Source organism: Acidovorax sp. SUPP1855 (genome assembly GCF_030158955.1).
Lineage (GTDB): Bacteria > Pseudomonadota > Gammaproteobacteria > Burkholderiales > Burkholderiaceae_C > Paracidovorax.
In genome coordinates, this window is sequence record NZ_BQXI01000022.1 from 25,942 (window position 1) to 46,689 (window position 20,748).

The window sequence follows — 20,748 nt, forward strand, 5'->3', positions numbered from 1 at the left end:
TGTCAAAGTCCGGCGCGTCGCAGTGGCGTCTCCCCGTTCCGGCCAGAAGACTTGCGAGGCTTGCCAGATCGCGCCGCCGTCTTCTTCGCGCCGGGAATATCTCCGGGACGATGTTCGCGATCCTGGAATCGCTCGCCAGGAAGCAGCACGACAAGGACTTTTCGTTCGTCCTTTTCTACAACGACACCAAGCTGCAGACCAACGCGGTCATCTCCGCGGTCGTGGGCCAGAACGTCACGACCAACATGAGCCTGCGCTCGAGCAGCCGAACGCATGCCACCACCACGTGGCCCGCGGTCGTCAAGGCCTACAACCGGCAGCAGACCGACGCGAGCCTGAAGATCACCCGGCCCCTGTGCAACCTCTACTTCGTCGCCGCCAAGGCCAAGGGCGTGGCCGGGTCGCACCACAACAAGTTCTGCATCAATGACAAGGGGGTCGCCGCCACCCTCGGAGCGAGCCTGGCCAACAAGACCAAGGACAGCTGGATGGACGGCGGATGCGTCACGCTGAGCCAGCCCTTGGCAGCACGGCAGCGGGACTATTTTCTCGACGAACTGATCGGCAGGCACACCGTGCACGGCGGGCAGCTCCAGGTGAACGGCGACGGCGAACTGGTCACGGAGAAGATGAAGGACCTGTCACGCATCCAGGCCCTGGGAACGGTCGACATCGAATCGCCACTCGATCAGGCCGGACCGCACAAGGAACAGGCCGTCGCGCGCCTGCGCGACTCCCTGGCCCAGGCAGGGGTGGAATTCGATGGCGCAGCGCACAAGGTGCTCTGGGTGCAGAACACGTCGAGCGGCTACAAGAACATGTTCTCCACGCGCGGCCACATCGAAGGCAAGCCCATCGGACAGGTCATGTCCCGGTTCTTTTCCGGGGCCCAGCCAGGGGAAACGATCAACATCGTGAACAAGACCATCGGCAGCGAAGGCATGGCGCTCATCACCGACGCGCTCGCCAGGGGCTGCAACGTCAATGTGCTGATCAACGAGGACAACCGGGCGGCGCTGGAACGGGCGGCCCGCAAGTTCTTCGCCCATCCGGCGTCTTCCCCCGTGGGCACCCTCAACCTGCGGCATTTCGCGCCGAGCGAAACCCTGGCAGCAGCGCAGCACTTCAACACCGCGGAACAGGCCGTGGGCCATGCCAAGAATTACATCCTGGAGCGCCAGGACGGCTCCAGCATCGTCATGACGGGCTCCTACAACCTGGATGGCCAGTCCCACTACCGCTCCAACGAGAACCTCATGCTGTTCGAGACCCGCGGCCATGCGGTGAAAAACGCCCTGTTCGACGACCTCTACAACGGGTGCGACAGTCCCATCAGCACGTTTTCAGCCACGGTCAAGCGCCGCGGTTGACAGCCGCACGGTCCAACGGCACGGCAGGAAGAACCGGGCGGGGCATGGCTTTAGCATGCGCACATGCACCGTCCCTTCCTCCCATCGCGCCCGCCTTCCAGGCTTTCAGGACATCGATTCAGCAGCGCGGGATGGCCACGAGGCACCCGCCTTGCGGCCACCGCGCTGCTGGCCCTGCTCGCCGGCTGTGCGCATGGGCCCCCGGAGCCTGCCGACCCCACCCCCTGGCTCGCCCAGGTCCAGGCGCTGCTGCCCGCCGATGTGCTGCTGATCGGCGAGCAGCACGATGCCCCCGAACACCAGGCGCTGGAGCGCGAGGCCGTGCAGTGGCTGGCCGCGCGCGGGCAACTGGCGGCGCTGGTGATGGAGATGGCCGACAGCGGGCGGGCCACCGACGGACTGCCCCGCGACGCGGACGAGGCCCAGGTGCAGCAGGCGCTAGGCTGGAACGCGGCGGCCTGGCCGTGGGCGCAGTACGGCCCGGTGGCCATGGCCGCGGTGCGGGCCGGCGTGCCGGTGCGCGGCGGCAACCTGCCGCGGGCGGACCTGCGCGAGGCGATGCGGGACGAGCGCTGGGACCGGCACCTGGACGCCGCGGCGCTGGCGCGCCAGCACACCGCCCTGCGCGAGGGGCACTGCGGCCTGATGCCCGAGTCGCAGATCCCCGGCATGGCCCGCATCCAGATCGCCCGCGATGCCCGCATGGCGGCGGTGGCCGCGGCGGCGCGGCGCCCCGGGCAAGTGGTGGTGCTGGTGGCCGGCGGCGGCCACGTGCTGCGCGGCGTGGGCGTGCCCACGCACTGGTTTCCGGGCCTCACGGCCAAGGTGGCGCTGGCGCAGGCCGGCGGGGCACCCGACCCGCAAGCGGGCGACACCGACGCAGTGCAGGCCACCCCGGCCCTGCCGGCGCGCGACCCTTGCGCCGAGCTGCGTCGCTCGCAGGGCGCCAGGCCCTGAGGCGCCACGGCGAACCCGGTGGAGGGTTCAAGCCAAAACGGCCTCCAGCACATGATCCACTAGGGCATATCGCTATTATTTTTATAGCAATCGATCCGCCCGTTCGTCGCCCGTGCCGGCTCCATGGGCGCCGCCCACCTGCGCGCGCAGCAGCGCCGTGAATGCCTCGGCCGGCAGCGGGCGCTGGCACAGGTAGCCCTGGTAGCGGTCGCACCCGCGCTCGCGCAGGAAAGCCAGCTGCTCGGGGGTCTCCACGCCTTCGGCCAGCACCGCCAGCCCCAGGCTGTGGCCCATGGCGATGATGGCCGTGCAGATGGCCATGTCGTCGGTGTTCTGCGGCAGGTCGCGGATGAAGCCCTGGTCGATCTTGAGCACGTCGATGGGAAAGCGCTTGAGGTGGGCAAGCGACGAATAGCCCGTGCCGAAGTCGTCGATGGCCATGCGCAGGCCCAGGCCGCGCAGGCGCAGCAGCACCTGACGGGCCTCCTCGGGGCGCTCGGCGAGCGCGCCCTCGGTGATCTCCAGTTCCAGCAGCGTGGGCGGGTAGCCCGAGGCGGACAGGGCCGACGCAGCGCAGCCGGCCAGGTCGGTCAGGTGGAACTGGCGCGGCGACACGTTCACGGCCATGGTCAGGCCGGGCAGCCCGGCGGCGCGCCATGCCTGGGCCTGGCGGCAGGCCTCGTGCATGACCCATTCGCCCAGCGGGCCGATCATGCCGGAGTGCTCGGCCACCGGGATGAAGCGCGCGGGGGAAATCATGCCCTCCTGCGGGTCCATCCAGCGCACCAGCGCCTCGGCGCCGATCACCCGGCCGGTGGCGATGTCCACCTGCGGCTGGTAGTGCAGCTGCAGGTGGCCGAGCGCCAGCGCCGCGCGCAGGCGCGATTCGAGGGCGAGGCGCTCGCGCGCGGCCCGCGTCATGGCTTCGCTGAAAAAACACCAGGCGCCGCGCCCGCGCTCCTTGGCGCCGTACACGGCGGCGTGGGCGCCCTGCAGCAGGGCCTGGGCGCTGTCGCCATGGCGCGGGAACAGGCTGATGCCCACGCTCGCGCCGGCCACCACCTCGAAGCCCTCGGGCGAGCGCCAGGGCTCGGCCACGGCGGCGATCAGCGTGCGGGCGATGGCGGCGGCCTCGTCCTCGCTCGGGGCGTTGCGCACGAGCACGCCGACCTCGTCGCCCGCCAGGCGCCCGGCCAGATCGCCCGGGCGCAGGGCCGACTCCAGCCGGCGCGCGATGTGGCGCAGCACCTCGTCGCCCACGGCGTGGCCGTAGCTGTCGTTCACGTCCTTGAAGCGGTCCAGGTTGAGCAGCAGCACGGCCATGGACTCGCCGCTGACGCGGGCCTGGGCCGTGGCCTCCTCCAGCCGCTGGGCGAACCAGGTGCGGTTGGGCAGGCCGGTGAGCGGGTCGTTGTGGGCCAGGAACGCCAGGCGCTGTCGCTGGGTGTGCTCCTGCGAGATGTCGGTGAACAGGCACACGTAGTGCGTCACCACACCCGCGCCGTCGCGCACGGTGCTGAGCGACATGCGCTCGGGAAACACCTCGCCGTTCTTGCGCCGGTTCCAGATCTCGCCCTGCCAGCGGCCGCTGCGCGACAGCTCGGTCCACAGGGCCTCGTAGAAGGCCCGGTCGTGCCGGCCGGATTTGAACAGGCGCGGCGTCTGGCCGAGCAGCTCGGCCTCGGTGTAGCCCATCAACCGCGTGAAGGCCGCGTTCACCGAGAGGATGCGGTTGTTCGCATCGGTCACCACCATGCCCTCGATGGCGTTGTCCACCACCGTGGTCGCCAGGCGCTGGCGCTGCTCGGCGCCGCGCGCCATCCGTGCCCAGGCGCGGCCCCGGCGCACCAGCGCGGCGGCATCGGCCGCCTGCAGCCGGCGCAGACCGGCCACCGCCAGGGCGGCGGAAACCAGCACGAAAGCGATGTCCTTGGCGCTGCCCCACAGGCCGGCATGGGTGCCGCCACCGGCGTCGGTGCCCAGCAGCCATGCCAGCAGCGCGTCGCCGCCCGCCACCCACGCCACGCCCGCCGCCACATAGGCGGCCCATGCCCAGCCGGGCACCCGCGTCAGGGCCGGGCCCTCCTCTTCATCCATGACTGTCCTTGTTGTGTTTTGCCTCGCCCGCCGGGCGCACCGCCCCTTCCGGGCGGCCTCCAATGGGACCGTATTCTCGCGCCAGCCAGGGCCCTCCAGAGCGATCGGCGCGGCACGGCCCCGGGCCTTGCTGCGACAATCGCCCCGCTATGAACCAAGCCTATATCCTTACCCTGTCCTGTCCCGACAAGCTCGGGCTGGTGCATGCGGTGTCCGGCTTCCTGCTGGAGCATGGCGGCAACATCGAAGAGGCCGCCCAATACAACGACCACGCCACCGGGCTGTTTTTCATGCGCGTGCAGTTCGCCTGCGGGGCGCACGACCACGCCGCGCTCAAGACGCAGCTGGCCGCCTTCGCCGGCCCGCACGGCATGCACTGGCAGCTGCACCCGGTGTCCGAGCCGATGAAGACCGTCATCATGGTCAGCCGCGAAGGCCATTGCCTGAACGACCTGCTGTTTCGCTGGAAGTCCGGCCTGCTGCCGGTGCACATCGCGGCCATCATCAGCAACCACCGCGATTTCTATCAGCTTGCGGCCAGCTACAACGTGCCGTTCCACCACATCCCCGTCACGGCCGCCACCAAGGCGCAGGCCGAGGCGCGGCAGTTCGAGATCATCGAATCCGAGGGGGCCGAACTGGTGGTGCTGGCGCGCTACATGCAGGTGCTGTCGGACGACCTGTGCCGCAAGCTGGAAGGCCGGGCCATCAACATCCACCACAGCTTCCTGCCCAGCTTCAAGGGCGCCAAGCCCTACTACCAGGCGCACGACCGCGGCGTGAAGCTGATCGGCGCCACCGCCCACTACGTGACGGCCGACCTGGACGAGGGCCCGATCATCGAGCAGGACGTGGCCCGCGCGGACCACAGCAAGACGGTGGAAGACCTCACCGCCATGGGCCGCGACACCGAAAGCCAGGTGCTGGCCCGCGCCGTCAAGTGGCACACCGAGCACCGCGTGCTGCTCAACGGCCACAAGACGGTGATCTTCCGCTGAAGGCCCCCCGGGTGCGGCGCATCGAGGGATCCCGGTGACCACGGCCCGCCCGTTCGACCGGCCACGCGGCACGGTGCGCGCAGCCGACCCGGATGGCGCCGGCGGGGACGGGCCGGGGGCGACCGGCCGGCGCATCCCGCCCATCCAGTGCCTGCTGACCTTCGAGGCCCTGGCCCGCCTGCGCAGCGTGACGCAGTCCGCCGACGAGTTGTGCGTGACGCCCAGCGCCGTCAGCCACCGCGTGCGCCAGCTCGAGCAGATCCTGGGCGTGCGGCTGTTCGGCCGCGCCGACTTCTCGCTCACCACCGAAGGCAGCGCCTACCTGGCCCATGTGCGCGAGGGCCTGGGCGCGCTGCAGCGCTTTCCGGGCGCGGCCACGGCGCCGGGCAAGCGGCGGCTCAAGCTGGCGGTGACGCCGACCTTCGCCCGCGCCATCCTGATCCCGCGCCTGCGCCAGTTCACCGAGGCCTATCCCGAGATCGACCTGGCGCTGCAGGTGTCCATTCCGCTGCTGGACGTGGTGGCCGAGGATGCCGACCTGATCGTGCGCTTCGGCCCGGGGCACTACGCCGACCTGGAGCACGTGGAACTGGCGCGCGACCGGGTCACGCCGCTCGCCTCGCCCGCCTTCGTGCGCGAGCACGGCCCCTTCGAGCGCCCCGAGGACCTGGAGGGCGTGGCCCTGCTGCGCAGCCCGCTGGAGCCCTGGCGCACCTGGTTCGGCGCCAGCGGCCTGGACTGGGCCGAACCCAGCGAGGGCTCGCAGTTCAACGACATCGGCCTGATGTGCGACGCCGCCGCGGCCGGCATGGGCGTGGCGCTGGTGCGGCTCAAGCTGGGCGCGCCCTGGCTGGAAAACGGCACCCTGGTGCGGCTCTTTCCCGGCGAGGCGCCCAGCCCGCACGCCCACTACCTGTGCTGGCGCACCGGCACCATGGACCGCTGGGAGTGCGCGGCCTTCACCGACTGGCTGCGCCGCACCATGGCCTGACAAGGGGTGAACGGCGCCCCGCGCCCCGGCGCCGGGCGGCGACGGCGGGCAACCCCCCCCCGGTTTCGCCCCCCCGCGGGCTTGCGCGACGCCCGCAGGGCCGTCAAGATTCCCAAAGGCCCCGCGTCGGCGCGGGTCTATTGCGACGTCGGCGGCGGGAGCGGCTTCAAACCATCACATTACGCCTCGCCGGTTTTCCAGCGGGCCCGGCATTCAAGCCTGGGGCTGCAGTGGCCGATAACCCCTTGATGCCGCCCACCAGGACTTTGCGACCATGAACGCCTTCACAGACCCCCTTGCCGCGTCCGAGCTGGAACGCGCACGCACCACGGGCCTGCTGGCCGCGCTGGAACGGGTGCAATGCACCATCGAATTCGACCTGGCCGGCAAGGTCCAGCACGCCAACCCCCTGTTCCTGGCCCGCATGGGCTACGCCCTCGAGGACATCGTCGGGCAGCACCACCGCATCTTCTGCCCGCCCGAGGTGGCGGCCAGCGCGGCCTACGGTGCCATGTGGGAGCGCCTGGCCGCCGGCGAGATCGTCGAAGGCGTGTTCCAGCGCCTGACCCGGACGGCCGAGCCAGTGTGGCTGCAGGCCTCCTACAACCCCATCTTCGACAGTGCCGGGCGCCCGGTGGGCGTGGTCAAGCTGGCCACCGACGTGACCCAGGCGCGCCAGGCCCAGGCCGACTTCGAGGGCAAGATCGCCGCGATGAACCGGGTGCAGGCCATGATCGAGTTCGACCTGACCGGCAAGGTGCTGCACGCCAACCCCAATTTCCTGAAGGTGTTCGGCTACACCGAGGACGAGGTGATCGGCCAGCACCACCGCATGTTCTGCACGCCCGAGGTGGTGCGCTCGGCGGACTACGCGCGGCTGTGGGAGCGGCTGGCCCGCGGCGAATTCGATGCCGGACGCTACCGCCGCGTGGCCAAGGACGGCTCGGACGTGTGGATCCAGGCGTCGTACAACCCCATCCTCGACTCCTCCGGCAAGCCCTACAAGGTGGTGAAGTTCGCCACCGACATCTCCGAGGAAACGCGCCAGGCCGCGGAGACCAAGGGCAAGCTCGATGCCATCGGCCTGTCGCAGGCGGTGATCGAGTTCGGCGTGGATGGCCGCATCCTCACCGCCAACCCGAACTTCCTGCGCACCATGGGCTACACGCTCGAGGAGATCCGCGGCAAGCACCACAGCATGTTCTGCGACCCCGATTTCGTGAAGACGCAGACCTACCGCGACTTCTGGGCGGACCTGGGGGAAGGCAAGTTCCAGAGCGCGCGCTACCGGCGCATCGGCAAGCACGACGCCGGCATCTGGATCCAGGCGACGTACAACCCCATCTTCGACGTGGAAGGCCGCGTGTACAAGGTGGTGAAGTTCGCGGTCAACGTGACCGAGCAGGTCGAACGCGAGACCGCCGTGTCGCAGAAGGTGCGGGACATCGGCGCCGTGCTGCACACCATCTCGGACTCGATCCAGCAGGTGGCGCGCAACTCCGAGCGCTCGGCCGACCTGGCCACCCAGACCCAGCGCGAGGCCGGCCAGGGCCACCAGGTGCTGGCGCGCTCGCGCGAGGCCATCGCCGCCATCGAGCAGTCGTCCGCCGACATCCGCGACATCGTGGCCACCATTGGCGAGATCTCCAGCCAGACGCATCTGCTGGCCTTCAATGCCGCCATCGAGGCCGCGCGCGCCGGGCCGCACGGCATCGGCTTTTCCGTGGTGGCCGACGAGGTGCGAAAGCTGGCGGAAAAGTCGGCGCTCGCCGCGCAGGAAATCTCCAAGCTCGTGGGCAGCAGCGTGGCCCGCGTGGCAGAAGGTGGGCGCCTTTCCGAAGAGGTGGGCGCGGCCTTCAGCCGCATCCTGGCCGCGGTGGACAGCACCAGCCAGTCCATCGGCGAGATCCGCAACGCCATGCTGGCGCAGGAAACGTCCACCCAGGACGTCGTCGTGCTGCTGGACAAGCTGCAAGGCGCCAGTTCCGGGCGCACGGGCGCATGACCCCACCGGGCAGCCCCTCCACGCCTGCGGCGGCCGAGGCCGGGGCCGACGCGCGCGCGCAGGCGCATGTGCGGGTGCGCGTGGGCGATTGCCACATCGCCATCGCGGCGGTGCATGTGGAGCGCGCGATCGCCATCCCGCCGCAGGGCCTGGCGGCCCTGCCCCGACGCCAGGGCGCCCTGGCCGGCATGATCGACCTGGAGGGCCGGCCGGTGCCGGTGGTGTCGCTGGAGCGCTGGCTGCCCATCCAGGCCTCGCCTGCGGGCGGCGCTCTACAGCGGGTGCTGGTGCTGCACGCGGGGCCGGCGCGGATCGGGTTGCGGGTGGACGAGGTCCTGGGCGTGAAGCCCGTCGATCCGCACGCCATCGTGCGCGTGCACCATGACGGCGGCGAGGAGGAATTGTTCCAGTCGGTCGTGCCCGCCTCGGCCGGCGCGCCGATCCTGTCGGTGCTGGAGGTCGAACGCCTCATGGCCCTGTGCCAGGTGTGGTGCGACGACCCTGCGCTGGCCACGGACCCGGCCCCTGCGACCGCCGCCGCGCCGTCGGCGGCCCGCCCCCCGGACCAGCAGGCGCTGGCCGAGCGGCATGCGGTCTTCGCCGTGGGCGACGACCTGTGGGCCGTGCCGGCGCGCGCCATCCACACGGTGGTGCCAGTGCCGCGCATCGAACTGAACGTGCCCCCCGGCCACTTCACGGTGGCCATCAGCACGCTGCGCGGGCGCAAGCTGCCGCTGGTGGACGTGGCCGCCGGTGCCGCCCGCGCCGGTGCCGCGCTGCGCCCCTGGGTGGCCGTGCTGGAAAGCCAGGGGCAGTGGATCGGCCTCACGGCGGACACCTGCCGGCAACTGGCCGACCTGGCCGAGGCCGACTTGGCGCCCACCCCCGGCGATCCGCTGCTCAAGGGCCTGGCCTTGGTGGCCGGCCTGGGCACGCTGCGGGTGCTGGACATCGGCAAGCTGTTCGAAGCCGTGCCCGAGGCGGCCGTGAGCGAAGTGGCGCCCGCGGCTGCGCCGGTGGATGGGGCCGAGGGTGCCGGCGGTGCGCCGACGGATGCGCAGGCCGACACGGACCAGGCCGGCGGCCACTTTCTGGTGTTCGAGGCCGACGCGCTCTATGCCTCGCCGGTGGACCAGGTGGTCGGCGTCGTCGACCTGCCGCAGCCGGTCATCGACGAACTGGTCCGGGGCCGGACCGCCGTGATGGACTGGCGCGGCACGACGCTGAAAGTGGCGTGCATGCCTTCTCTCAACGGCCGGCCCGGCGCCGAGCCGCCGCGCATGGCCATCCTGCTGCAACCCGACCCGGCAGATCACGCGACCGTGGGCATTGCGATTGCCAAGCTGTGCGACTGGCTGCCAGCCCACCGCGCCGACGTGCGCGCGATGCGGCTCGGCTCGGTGGGCGAGTTCCGCATGGTCACGCACCAGCGCGGCAGCGCCAGCGCCAGCATGGTCGTGGTCGATCTGGGCCAGATGGCCTACCTGCTCGGCTGACGCACCCCACCCCTCTCCCAAGGACCCACCCCCCATGACCCCAGCCAGGACCCCCGAGAACGAAGCGCAGCGCCTGCGCGCGCTGCAGGAACTGATGCTGCTCGACACGCCCCCGGAGGAGCGCTTCGACCGGTTCGTGCGGTTCGCCGCCGAACAGCTGGACGCCCCGATCGCCCTCATGAGCCTCATCGACGACCAGCGGCAATGGTTCAAGTCGCGCGTCGGGCTCGACGTGCCCGAAACCAGCCGCGACGTGTCTTTTTGTGCCCACGCCATCCTGCAGCCGGACCTGTTCGTGGTGGAAGATGCGAACCTCGACGCGCGTTTTGCCGACAATCCCATGGTGACCCAGGCCCCGCACATCCGCTTCTACGCCGGCGCCCCGCTGTGCGCGCCGACCGGCGAGCGCCTGGGCACGCTCTGCATCATCGACACCAAACCCCGCAGCCTCACCGTGACCGAGCGGGCCGTGCTGCGGGCGCTGGGCACCCTGGCCAACGAAACCATTGCCGGCAAAGACAAAGACGCATGACCCGTCCACCCTCCCTGCCCATCCTTTTGCTGGTGGAGCCGCAATTCGTGCTGCGCCGCACGATCGTCTCGGTCGCGCGCGACCTCGGCCTGGTGGACTTTCACGAAGCCACCAGCGTGGCGCGGGCCCTGCCCATGCTGGCGGCCCAGCCCTTTTTCGGCCTGGTGCTCGATTGCGACGATGCCGCCGCCTCCACCGACCTGCTGGCGCGCCTGCGCAGCGGGGCGTTCGCCTGCCCGGCCGACATGCCCGTGCTGGCCATGTCCTCGCTGCCCGACCCGGAGCGCGATGCCTGGCGCGAAGCCATCGGCGTCACGGGCACGCTGCGCAAGCCCTTCAAGATCGGGGCCCTGCTCGAATCGGTGCAGGCCATGGCGGGGCGCCGGCCATGAGCGCGCGGCCCGCTCGTCTGGCGGTGTGCTGCCCCCTGGCAGGCGCGGGCGCCGCGCCCCCGTTCATCACGCCGTTGGGAGACCGCCGCCCGTGCCACCGCTGAGTTCGATCCCCCGCCCCGAAGACACGGACCCGGCGCTCGAACCGGAGCTGCAGCGCATCTGCGCCCTGCAGGCCACCGGCCTGCTGGAGACGCCAGACAGCGACGGCTTCGACCGCATCACGCGGCTGGCGAGCGCCCTGTTCGACGCCCCCATCGCGCTGGTGACGCTGGTGGACAGCGAACGCCAATGGCACAAGTCGCGCGTGGGCCTGTCCGCGCGCGAGCTGCCACGCTCGGTGGCCTTTTGCCACCACACCATCCAGTCCGCCGACGTGATGGTGGTCGAGGACACCCTGCTGGACGAACGCTTCGCCCACAACCCGCTGGTGACCGGAGAACTGGGCGTTCGCTTCTACGCAGGCGCCCCGCTGGTGCTGCCCGGCGGCCAGGCGCTGGGCGCCCTCTGCATCCTGGACCAGCACCCGCGCACCTTCGATGCCGTGCAGTGCCAGCAGCTGCAGGACCTGGCCGCGCTCGTGCTGAACGAAATCGCGCTGCAGCGCACGGCCGGGCGCATCAACGAGATCACCAGCCTGTACAACCGGGCCCAGCTCGTACAGGACCTGACGAGCCTGTGCAACCAGACGCCGGGCGAGATGCGCACGCTCGTGCTGCTGGACGTGATCCGCGACCGCGACCTGCAGCAGGCCGTCCGCGCCATCGGCATCGCACCGCTGGAGGCCGGCCTGCGCGACGTGGTGGCGCACCTGACGCAGGCCCTGGGCCCGCAGGTGCAGCTGTACCACGCGTCCGAAACCCGGTTTGCCTACCTGCTACCCGAAGGCAGCGCGCAGGCGCAGGAGCAGGCCGTGCTGCGCGTGCAGCGCCACCTGCAGGAGGCGTTCCGCATGAGCCGGGTGGTGCTGGATCTGTACCTGGTGGCGGGCCTGACGCGCTTCACGCTCGACGCCGAATCCGCGGGCGACGTGCTGCGCCGCGCGACCTCGGCCCTGCACCAGGCGGACGAGCTGAACCGTGCCTTCGTCTGGTACACCCCCGAGTCCGACACCGCCCACCGCCGCGCCTTCGCGCTGCTGCGCGGCCTCACGCAGGGCCTGGCGGAGGGCGAGTTCCGCCTGGTGTACCAGCCCCAGTTCGAGGTGCGCCACCAGCGCTTTTCCGGCGTGGAGGCACTCATCCGGTGGCGCCACCCGCGCCACGGCAACGTCTCGCCCGCCGAGTTCATCGCGCAGGTGGAGCAGACGGCCCTGATCCACCTGCTCACCGAATGGGTGCTGCACACGGCCCTGGCCCAGCTGGCGGAATGGAACCGCCAGGGCCTGCAGATGACCATGGCGATCAACGTGTCCGCCCGCAACCTGGAGCACCCGGATTTCGCCACCGTGCTGCGCAACGCCATCGCGCTGCACGGCGTGGCGGCGCAGCAGCTGCACATCGAGTGCACCGAGAACGTCGCCCTGACCGGCCGCGCCACGCAGCGCGTGCTGGAGGAGATCCGCGCCATGGGCCTGAAGGTGTCGCTGGACGACTTCGGCATCGGCTACTGCAACCTGTCGTGCCTGCGCGGGCTGCCGGCCGAAATGCTCAAGCTCGACCAGTCGCTCGTGATGCCCATCGCCCACGACATGCAGGCCTGGACGCTGCTGCGCACCATCATCTCGCTGGGCCAGCGCCTGGGCTACCAGCTCGTGGCCGAAGGCGTGGAAACCCAGGAGATCCTGGACATGGTCTCCGAGGCGGGCTGCGACCTGGTACAGGGCTACTTCCTGGCCTACCCCATGGAGGCCGGCGAGGTCGCGCCGTTCTTCGCCGCGCGGGCGGCGGCGGCTCCGGGAAAGCTTTTCACGACCGACGCTAAAGAACTTCACGCGAACTCGCCCGCCCAGCCCCCCGTTTGGCGGCCGGATTGACGTAGAGTGCCCCTTCAGCGGTGCCCGCCTGGGGCCCCGCGGCACCCCATGACGACCGCCAACGCCCCTTCCGCCTCACCATCTTCCTCGCCATCGCCCGCCGCCGCCATCCGCGCGCGGCTGATCCCGGCGCTGCAGGCCGTGCTGCCCGCGCATGCGCTGCTGTGGCATGCCGAGGACACCACGCCCTACGAATGCGACGGGCTCACCGCCTACCGCCAGCGCCCGCTGGCCGTGGCCCTGCCCGAGACCGAGGACCAGGTGCAGGGCGTGCTGCGCGCCTGCCACGCGCTGTCGGTGCCCGTGGTGGCGCGCGGGGCCGGCACCGGCCTGTCGGGCGGGGCCATGCCGCACGCCCTCGGGGTGACGCTGTCGCTCGCCAAGTTCAACCGCATCCTGCGCATGGACCCGGTGTCGCGCACCGCCGTCGTGCAGTGCGGCGTGCGCAATCTGGCCATCAGCGAGGCCGCCGCGCCCCACGGGCTGTACTACGCGCCCGACCCGAGCAGCCAGATCGCCTGCACCATCGGCGGCAACATCGCCGAGAACTCCGGCGGCGTGCACTGCCTGAAATACGGCCTCACGGTGCACAACGTGCTGCGCGTGCGCGGCTTCACCATGGAGGGCGAGCCCGTCACCTTCGGCAGCGAGGCGCTGGATGCGCCCGGCTACGACCTGCTGGCCGCGGTGATCGGCAGCGAGGGCATGCTGGCCGTGGCCACCGAAGTGACCGTGCGCCTGATCCCCAAGCCGCAGCTGGCGCGCTGCATCATGGCCAGCTTCGACGACGTGCGCCGGGCCGGCGATGCGGTGGCGGCCATCATTGCGGCCGGCATCATTCCGGCGGGCCTGGAAATGATGGACAAGCCCATGACCGCCGCGGTGGAGGATTTCGTCTGCGCCGGCTACGACCTCACCGCCGAGGCCATCCTGCTGTGCGAGAGCGACGGCACGCCCGAGGAGGTCGAGGAGGAGATCGGCCGCATGAGCGAGGTGCTGCGCGCGGCCGGCGCCACCGCCCTCACCGTGAGCCGGGACGAGGCCGAACGCCTGCGCTTTTGGAGCGGCCGCAAGAACGCCTTTCCGGCCAGCGGCCGCATCAGCCCCGACTACATGTGCATGGACTCGACCATCCCGCGCAAGCGGCTGGCCGACATCCTGTTGGCCATCGCCGCGATGGAAAAGAAATACGGGCTGCGCTGCGCCAACGTGTTCCACGCGGGCGACGGCAACCTGCACCCGCTGATCCTGTTCGATGCCAACGACCCCGACCAGCTGCACCGCTGCGAGCTGTTCGGCGCCGACATCCTGGAGACCAGCGTGGCCATGGGCGGCACGGTGACGGGCGAGCACGGCGTGGGGGTGGAAAAGCTCAACTCCATGTGCACCCAGTTCACCACCGAGGAGAACGCGCAGATGTTCGCGCTCAAGGCCGCCTTCGACCCGGCGGGCCTGCTCAACCCGGGCAAGGTGATCCCCACGCTCAACCGCTGCGCGGAGTACGGAAAGATGCTGGTGCGCGGCGGCCGGATCGCCCACCCGGACCTGCCGCGGTTCTGAGCGGCGCGCAGCCGGGGTGCCGGCGCGGGCCGGCCGCTGCCCACTCCCGCGCTCAGAGCATCAGCACCACGAGCAGGCACACCACCCAGGCCGCCAGGGGCGCCAGGCCCTGCCCCAGCCGCCGCGCGCGCCGGTAGAGATAGGCGGGCGCCAGCCACACCCAGCCGCGAAAGCCCGCGGTGTCGTGCCCGGCGCGCCACAGCCAGCGCTCGTCCACGAAGGCCAGCAGCACGTTGAACGCCACCGTCAGGAAGAAGAACGCCCCCGACTGCACGGCCCGCTGCGACACGTACGGATCGCGGTACACGAGGTAGGCCACGAAACCCTCCAGCGACACCCCCATCACCGGCGCGCAGGCCAGCAGCCAGGCCAGCGTGTTGTTCACGCTGCCGGCCCAGGGATCGGCGGGCGCGGTGGGCAGGCCCAGAGGAGGCCCCAGGTGCGGCCGGAACTCCGAATGCTCCACCGGCACCCAGCACGGCAGGCCCGGGCGCCAGATGCGCTGGCCTGGGGGCAGGCGCCGGGCATCGATCAGGCGCACGATCTCGTCGTCGGGCACCGGGCCGCGGCACTCGCCCTGCGCCTCGTAGAACCAGCGGGCGTCCTCGCCCAGGTGGATGTCGACTTCCATGGCATTCATCGCAGCCACTCCCCTTTGCGCAAGGTGGCGGAAGCCCGCTCGGACGGATGGAGAACGGTGGGATCGGCCGGCGGCACCCGCGTGACGGGCCGCGCCGCCGCGAGCCGGTGGTGCACGGCGCCGGCGGCGGGCAGGGGACGGTAGCCGCGCCATGCCCGCTCCAGCAGGTGCCGGTAGCCCGGCGACAGGTCCGGGCCGTCGTGCGCGGCCTCGGCGAACACGAAGTCGGCCGACACCGGCTCGCGCGCGGTGTGGCTGGCGTATTCGGTGTCCACGCGCGAGCCGATCCAGACCGGCGCGGGCGCGTCCATGCGCCATTCGGTGATCTCGCGCACCCGCCGGAAATCGACCGACCGCTGGCGCAGCAGGTACAGCGCCTCGGCCCCGCCCGGCTCGCGCGCCGGCTCGGGCGGCAGGGCCGCGAGCGCCTCGCGCGTGAGCCGCGCATAGTGCGCCGTGGCCGGCCGGTGCTCGCAGGCGTATTCGACGATGCGGCGCCCGCGCGCATCCTGGAACGAGCGCCACTGCACGGACGCGCAGGCCCCGCGGCCATCGAGCGCCGCGCCCAACACCCGGCCCGGCACATCGCCGCGCTCCAGCCCCTTCACCTGCCGCACCGCGCCGTCGCCGCAGCCGGCGAGCGCCATCCCGGCGCACACCAGCGCCACCCATCCCTTGTGCATCGTTTTTTGCTCCCCTGCCGAGCCCCTCGGCAGGCCCCGAGGCACCTGCCGGAATTCGGAAAGTTGACTTTTAATCAATTGCTTGCCGTGACTTTATCCGAAAATCAATCTTCCGTCACCGGGTCTGCCTAGCGTGCCGCCATGCACGATCCCAAGCAGCGGTTTGCCGAGAAATTACGAGAAGCCATGACAGCCGCCGGCTACGAGCCCAAGCCCTCCGTCCTCGAGCGGGAGTTCAACACCCGGCACTGGGGCAAACCCATGACCCTGCACGGCGTGCGCCGCTGGCTCCTGGGCGAGACCATGCCCGATGCCCGCAAGCTCATCACCCTGGCCGAATGGCTGGGCATGCCGGTGCAGGAACTGGCGTTCGGCGTCGCCGACGGTACCGAAGTGCGCGAGCAGCCCGCCCAATGGCACGTCGGCGTGGGCTACGAGGACCGCGAGCTGTTCGACACCTACCTCAAGCTGCCCGTGCCCAAGCGGCGCCTGGCGCGCGAGGTGATCCTGGCCATCGCCAAGGCCCACGCGGCCGATCAGCCCAAGCCGGCCGGCAAGCCCCATTGACGCGGGCACCAACCGTCACCCCAAATCACGGCGGCCGCGTAACTCGAAGACGGAGTCAATCCACGGCCAACGGGCGTGCCTAGCGTGCCGCCCATGCAAGATCCCAAGCAACTGTTTGCCGAGAAATTACGCCAAGCCATGGTGGCGGCCGGCTACGAACCCAAGCCCTCCGTCCTCGAGCGGGAGTTCAACACCCGCCACTGGGGCAAGCCCATGACCCTGCATGGCGTGCGCCGCTGGCTGCTGGGCGAAACCATGCCCGATGCCCGCAAGCTCATCACCCTGGCCGAGTGGCTGCGCATGCCGGTGCAGGAACTGGCCTTCGGCACGCCCACGCCGCAGGCGCGCGAAGAAGCCGCCCGCTGGCACGTGAACCTGGGGTACGAAGACCGCGAACTGTTCGAGACCTATCTGAAGCTGCCCGTGCCCAAGCGCCGCCTGGCGCGCGAGGTGATCCTGGCCATCGCCAAGGCCCAGGCCGCCGAACAGACCCCGCGCGGCGGCAACCGCTGACAGGCTCCCGGCCGACGGCCCCTCAGCCGGCGAACAGGGCGCCCACGCCCTGCGCCAGGTCGTCCGCATGCGACAGCACGAACAGCAGCAGGCCGATGAAGCCCCCCACCACCGTGCCGTTGATGCGGATGTACTGCAGGTCGCTGCCGATGTGCAGCTCCACCAGGCGCGCCAGCTCCTGGGCGTCCCAGCGGTCCACGGTGTTGCGGATGTGCTCGGCCACGAACTGCGACAGCTCGGGCGCCCACTGCGCCGCCCACAGCTCCAGCCGCACGTTCAGCCGCACCCGCAGCGCCGGATCGCCCGCGAGCGACAGGCCCAGCCACTGGCCCATGGCCGCCACCTTGCGCGAGACCGCCGAGTCCTCGTCGGCCAGGTCGCGCTGCAGGCGCTCGCGCAGGCTGGTCCACAGCGTCTGCACGTAGCGCCCCAGGGTGGCGTCGTTTTGCAGGTAGTGGCGGATCGCCATGCCGCGCTCGGCCCATTCCGGGTCGGACTGCAGGCGCTCCACCAGCCGCTGCACCGCGCCATCCAGCGTGCCGCGCAGCTGGTGGGCCGGGTTGCCGGCCACCTCGGCCAGCAGGTTCTCGATGGCCTGGGCGATGGCGCCCGCGCCCTTCTCGCTCAGCCAGTCGGTGGGCAGCACCTTTTCCTTCAGCGGATGCTCGCGCTTGATCCACTGCACGATGGTTTCGGCGATGAAGGTGCGGGTCTGCGGGTCGCGCACCAGGGTGGCCAGGCGGGCCAGCAGGTCGTCGAGCAGCGCCTGGTGGCGGCCGTTGTGGGTGAGCGCCTCCAGCGCCATGGCCATGGTGCGCGACAGGTCGATCTGCCCGATCAGCGTGCGCGCGGCGTCGTTCATGAAGCGCTGGATGCGCTCGTCCTCCACCGTCTCCAGCGCCGACAGCGCCAGGCGCGACATCTGCCGCGCCAGCAGCTCGGCGTTGCCCGGCGAGGTGAGCCACTGGCCCAGCATGTGGGCCGGGTCGTGGCGGCGGATCATGGTGACCAGCGAAGGCGCATCGAGGAACTCGTCGCGCACGAACGACGCCAGGTTGCCGCCGATGCGCGCCTTGTTGCGCGCGATGATGTCCGTGTGCCGCTGCACGAAGGGCAGCGGAATGCGCCGGAACAGCGCCGACACGGCGAACCAGTCGGCCAGGGCGCCCACCATGGCCGCCTCGGCCACGGCGCGCACGCATTCCACCGCCAGGCTGCGGGGCAGCGCATAGGTCAGCGCGAACACGGCGGCCACCGCCAGCAACAGGCCCGTGGCCAGCCACTTGGCCCGGATCAGTGCGCGGGCCTGGTCTTCGTGGGTGCTCTGCATCGCCCAAGGATAGCCCGAGACCCCTGTGGGACAGGGCCGCTTCAGTGCGCTGGCGGGGCGGCGATCTGGTCCAGCGCCGCGGCCAGGTGGCCCACGGTGCGGTCCACGTGGTGCCACTTCTCCAGCCCGAACAGGCCGATGCGGAAGGTCTGGAAGTCCGGGCCCTCGCCGCACTGCAGCGGCACGCCGGCGGCGGTCTGCAGGCCGGCCTCCATGAACTTCCTGCCGTTCTGGATGCCGGGGTCGGTGGTGTAGCTCACGACCACGCCCGGGGCCTCGTAGCCCTCAGCGGCCACGCTCGGAAAGCCCCGCTCGCGCAGCAGCGCGCGCACCCGGGCGCCCAGTTCGATCTGTTCGGCACGCACCTTGTCGAAGCCGTAGTCGCGCGTCTCCACCATCACGTCGCGCAGCTGCACCAGCGCGTCGGTGGGCAGGGTGGTGTGGTAGGCGTGCTGGCCCTTTTCGTAGCCCTCGGCGATCTGCATCCACTTCTTGAGGTCGCAGGCGAAGCTGCTGCTCGTGGTGCCGTCGATGGCCTGGCGGGCGCGCTCGCCGAGCATGACCATGGCGCAGCAGGGCGAGCCGCTCCAGCCTTTTTGCGGGGCCGAGATCAGCACGTCCACGCCAGTGGCCTGCATGTCCACCCACACGGCACCGGAGGCCACGCAGTCCAGCACGAAGAGCGCGCCCACGTCGTGCGCGGCCTCGCTCACGGTGCGCAGGTAGTCGTCGGGCAGCAGGATGCCGCTGGCGGTCTCGACGTGGGGCGCGAACACCACCTTGGGCGATTCGGCGCGGATGGCGGCCGCCACCTCATCGGCCGGGCACGGCGCCCACGGGGCCTGCGGGCCCTCGCCCTGGCGGCGGGCCTGGCACACCACCGCGCCACCGCCCAGAGCGCCCGCGTCGAAGATCTGGCTCCAGCGGTAGCTGAACCAGCCGTTGCGCACGATGAGCACCTTCTCGCGGTTGGCGAACTGGCGCGCCACCGCCTCCATGCCGAAGGTGCCGCTGCCGGGCACCAGCACCGCCGTGTGGGCGTGGTAGACGCCCTTGAGCGTGGCCAGGATGTCCTGCATCACGCCGGTGAAGCGCCGGGACATGTGGTTGAGCGCCCGGTCGGTGTACACCACCGAGAATTCGAGCAGTCCGTCGGGATCGATATCGGGCAGAAGGCCGGGCATAGTTGTTTCCGTGAGGGCTGGGCCATCGCGCCGCACACGCCGCACAGGCCGCGCTGGCCGGCAGACGGGGCGGACAAGGCCGGAAAAAATTGAGCGGGCCAGCTTAGCACGCGCACTTTCCGCGGGCCGGCCGCCCGCATCGCCGGTGCGATGGACGCAGCGGGCCCAACGCCGCTAGGATGCCGGACCGACCCTTTTCGACCCCAAGCCCCCACCAGGAGCCCCTCCCGATGCCCGACTTTCGCAGCGACACCGTCACCCGACCCACGCCGGCCATGCGCGACGCCATGTTCCAGGCCCCCCTTGGCGACGACGTGTTCGGCGACGATCCCACCGTGAACGCGCTGCAAGACCATGCGGCGCAACTGCTCGGCTTCGAGGCCGCGCTGTTCGCGTGCTCCGGCACGCAGACCAACCTGATCGCGCTCATGGGCCACTGCCAGCGCGGCGACGAAGCCATCGTGGGCCAGAGCTGGCACACCTACCGCTGGGAGGCCGGCGGCATGGCGGTGCTGGGCTCGATCCAGCCGCAGCCGGTGGAGACCCAGCCCGACGGCACGCTGCGCGTGGCCGACATCGCCGCCGCCATCAAGCCCGACGACCCGCACTTCGCCCGCACCCGCCTCGTGGTGCTGGAAAACACCACCGGCGGCCAGCCGCTGCCCACCGGCTACATCGCCGAGGTGGCCGCCCTCGCCCGCTCGCGCGGCCTGGCCATGCACCTGGACGGCGCGCGCATGTTCAACGCCGCCACGGCCCACGCCGAGAAGAACGGCACCGACGTGTACGACGAGGCGCGCGCGATCTGCTCGCACTTCGACTCGGCCTCGGTGTGCCTGAGCAAAGGCCTGGGCGCCCCCGTGGGTTCGCTGCTGCTGGGCTCGCACGACTTCATCCGCCAGGCGCGGCGCACGCGCAAGATCCTGGGCGGCGGCATGCGCCAAGCGGGCTTTCTGGCCGCCGCGGGGCTGCACGCGCTGCAGCACCACGTGCGCCGCCTGGCCGACGACCATGCCCTGGCGCGCCAGCTGGCCGAGGGCCTGGCCGAAGCCGGCCGCAGCCACCCCGTGCTGCAGGGGCGCCTGACCGTGGCCTCGGCCCACACCAACATCCTGTTCACCGACGTGGAGGCCGACGTGGCCCCGGCCTTCACCGCGTGGCTGGCCCAACACGGCGTGCGGGTGACCAGCGGCCTCTACGGCCGGGGCGCGCGCCTGCGCTGGGTGGCGCACCTGGACGTGGGCCCCGAGGACGTGGCCCAGACGCTGGAGTGCGTGCGCCGGTTCGACGGGCGCGGGCAATGATCCGCTGAGGGGTCGGCAGGGGCTGCAGTCCCTGTGTCGCGCCGCAGGGGCGCGTGGGTTGAAACTAAGCGATGAACGGGGGCTCGATGCCTGCCAGACCGTCGCGCCTCTCGCAGGCGCGTGGGATTGAAACAACGGCGATATTTCGGACTGG

18 protein-coding genes are annotated in these 20,748 nt (G+C 71.0%); 13 read left to right on the top strand and 5 right to left on the bottom strand.

Annotated features, from left to right (window positions below; genetic code table 11):
* Window positions 1-110: 110 nt before the first annotated feature.
* Both AVMA1855_RS17960 and AVMA1855_RS17965 read left to right on the top strand, forming a co-directional pair.
* Window positions 111-1,370 (top strand): phospholipase D-like domain-containing protein, encoded by a 1,260-nt coding sequence (locus tag AVMA1855_RS17960; protein WP_284426751.1) that lies wholly within the window; start codon window positions 111-113, stop codon window positions 1,368-1,370.
* 63 nt (window positions 1,371-1,433) lie between these two features.
* Entirely contained in the window at window positions 1,434-2,327 is an 894-nt protein-coding gene (locus AVMA1855_RS17965) for a ChaN family lipoprotein (RefSeq protein ID WP_284426752.1), read from the top strand.
* 81 nt (window positions 2,328-2,408) lie between these two features.
* On the opposite strand, the gene AVMA1855_RS17970 is transcribed toward AVMA1855_RS17965, so the two are convergent.
* Entirely contained in the window at window positions 2,409-4,424 is a 2,016-nt protein-coding gene (locus AVMA1855_RS17970) for a putative bifunctional diguanylate cyclase/phosphodiesterase (protein WP_284426753.1), read from the bottom strand.
* 149 nt (window positions 4,425-4,573) lie between these two features.
* Here AVMA1855_RS17970 and purU point away from each other — a divergent pair, with 149 nt between their 5' ends.
* From purU to AVMA1855_RS18010, 8 genes are all read left to right on the top strand, one after another.
* Window positions 4,574-5,422, top strand: coding sequence for a formyltetrahydrofolate deformylase (gene purU, locus AVMA1855_RS17975; protein WP_272566953.1), 849 nt, complete (start codon window positions 4,574-4,576; stop codon window positions 5,420-5,422).
* 73 nt (window positions 5,423-5,495) lie between these two features.
* Complete coding sequence (locus AVMA1855_RS17980; protein ID WP_284426784.1) at window positions 5,496-6,413, top strand: LysR substrate-binding domain-containing protein; 918 nt, start codon at window positions 5,496-5,498, stop codon at window positions 6,411-6,413.
* Between the two features lie 274 nt (window positions 6,414-6,687).
* Window positions 6,688-8,418 (top strand): methyl-accepting chemotaxis protein, encoded by a 1,731-nt coding sequence (locus AVMA1855_RS17985; protein WP_284426754.1) that lies wholly within the window; start codon window positions 6,688-6,690, stop codon window positions 8,416-8,418.
* Window positions 8,415-9,914 carry a chemotaxis protein CheW gene (locus AVMA1855_RS17990; protein ID WP_284426755.1) on the top strand — a complete coding sequence of 500 codons (1,500 nt, stop codon included), beginning with the start codon at window positions 8,415-8,417 and terminating at the stop codon, window positions 9,912-9,914. The genes AVMA1855_RS17985 and AVMA1855_RS17990 overlap by 4 nt, the downstream gene beginning before the upstream one ends.
* 34 nt (window positions 9,915-9,948) lie before the next feature.
* Window positions 9,949-10,446 (top strand): GAF domain-containing protein, encoded by a 498-nt coding sequence (locus AVMA1855_RS17995; RefSeq protein ID WP_284426756.1) that lies wholly within the window; start codon window positions 9,949-9,951, stop codon window positions 10,444-10,446.
* The gene (locus tag AVMA1855_RS18000; protein WP_284426757.1) at window positions 10,443-10,838 is read left to right on the top strand and encodes a response regulator; all 396 of its coding nucleotides are present in this window, start codon (window positions 10,443-10,445) and stop codon (window positions 10,836-10,838) included. Before AVMA1855_RS17995 ends, AVMA1855_RS18000 begins: the two co-directional genes overlap by 4 nt.
* Before the next feature lie 91 nt (window positions 10,839-10,929).
* A complete protein-coding gene (locus AVMA1855_RS18005; RefSeq protein ID WP_284426758.1) occupies window positions 10,930-12,813 on the top strand; it encodes a bifunctional diguanylate cyclase/phosphodiesterase in 1,884 nt (627 codons plus the stop codon).
* 48 nt (window positions 12,814-12,861) lie between these two features.
* The gene (locus tag AVMA1855_RS18010) at window positions 12,862-14,373 is read left to right on the top strand and encodes an FAD-linked oxidase C-terminal domain-containing protein (RefSeq protein ID WP_284426759.1); all 1,512 of its coding nucleotides are present in this window, start codon (window positions 12,862-12,864) and stop codon (window positions 14,371-14,373) included.
* Between the two features lie 52 nt (window positions 14,374-14,425).
* Here the strand turns inward: AVMA1855_RS18010 and AVMA1855_RS18015 are convergent, their stop codons facing one another.
* A complete protein-coding gene (locus AVMA1855_RS18015; protein WP_284426760.1) occupies window positions 14,426-15,013 on the bottom strand; it encodes a GYF domain-containing protein in 588 nt (195 codons plus the stop codon).
* Window positions 15,010-15,696, bottom strand: a complete 687-nt coding sequence (locus tag AVMA1855_RS18020) for a hypothetical protein (protein ID WP_284426761.1) — start codon at window positions 15,694-15,696, stop codon at window positions 15,010-15,012. Before AVMA1855_RS18020 ends, AVMA1855_RS18015 begins: the two co-directional genes overlap by 4 nt.
* A 141-nt stretch (window positions 15,697-15,837) precedes the next feature.
* Here AVMA1855_RS18020 and AVMA1855_RS18025 point away from each other — a divergent pair, with 141 nt between their 5' ends.
* A complete protein-coding gene (locus tag AVMA1855_RS18025; RefSeq protein ID WP_284426762.1) occupies window positions 15,838-16,263 on the top strand; it encodes an XRE family transcriptional regulator in 426 nt (141 codons plus the stop codon).
* Between the two features lie 93 nt (window positions 16,264-16,356).
* Window positions 16,357-16,776: an XRE family transcriptional regulator gene (locus AVMA1855_RS18030; RefSeq protein ID WP_272566942.1), complete on the top strand. Its 420-nt coding sequence runs from the start codon at window positions 16,357-16,359 to the stop codon at window positions 16,774-16,776.
* 22 nt (window positions 16,777-16,798) lie between these two features.
* Here AVMA1855_RS18030 and AVMA1855_RS18035 read toward each other — a convergent pair whose 3' ends face one another.
* Both AVMA1855_RS18035 and AVMA1855_RS18040 read right to left on the bottom strand, forming a co-directional pair.
* Window positions 16,799-18,106, bottom strand: a complete 1,308-nt coding sequence (locus AVMA1855_RS18035; protein WP_284426763.1) for a DUF445 domain-containing protein — start codon at window positions 18,104-18,106, stop codon at window positions 16,799-16,801.
* A gap of 41 nt (window positions 18,107-18,147) precedes the next feature.
* A complete protein-coding gene (locus AVMA1855_RS18040; RefSeq protein ID WP_284426764.1) occupies window positions 18,148-19,290 on the bottom strand; it encodes an aminotransferase class V-fold PLP-dependent enzyme in 1,143 nt (380 codons plus the stop codon).
* A 230-nt stretch (window positions 19,291-19,520) separates the two neighbouring features.
* On the opposite strand from AVMA1855_RS18040, the gene ltaE reads away from it, so the two are divergent.
* Entirely contained in the window at window positions 19,521-20,594 is a 1,074-nt protein-coding gene (ltaE, locus tag AVMA1855_RS18045) for a low-specificity L-threonine aldolase (protein ID WP_284426765.1), read from the top strand.
* Window positions 20,595-20,748: the final 154 nt, after the last annotated feature.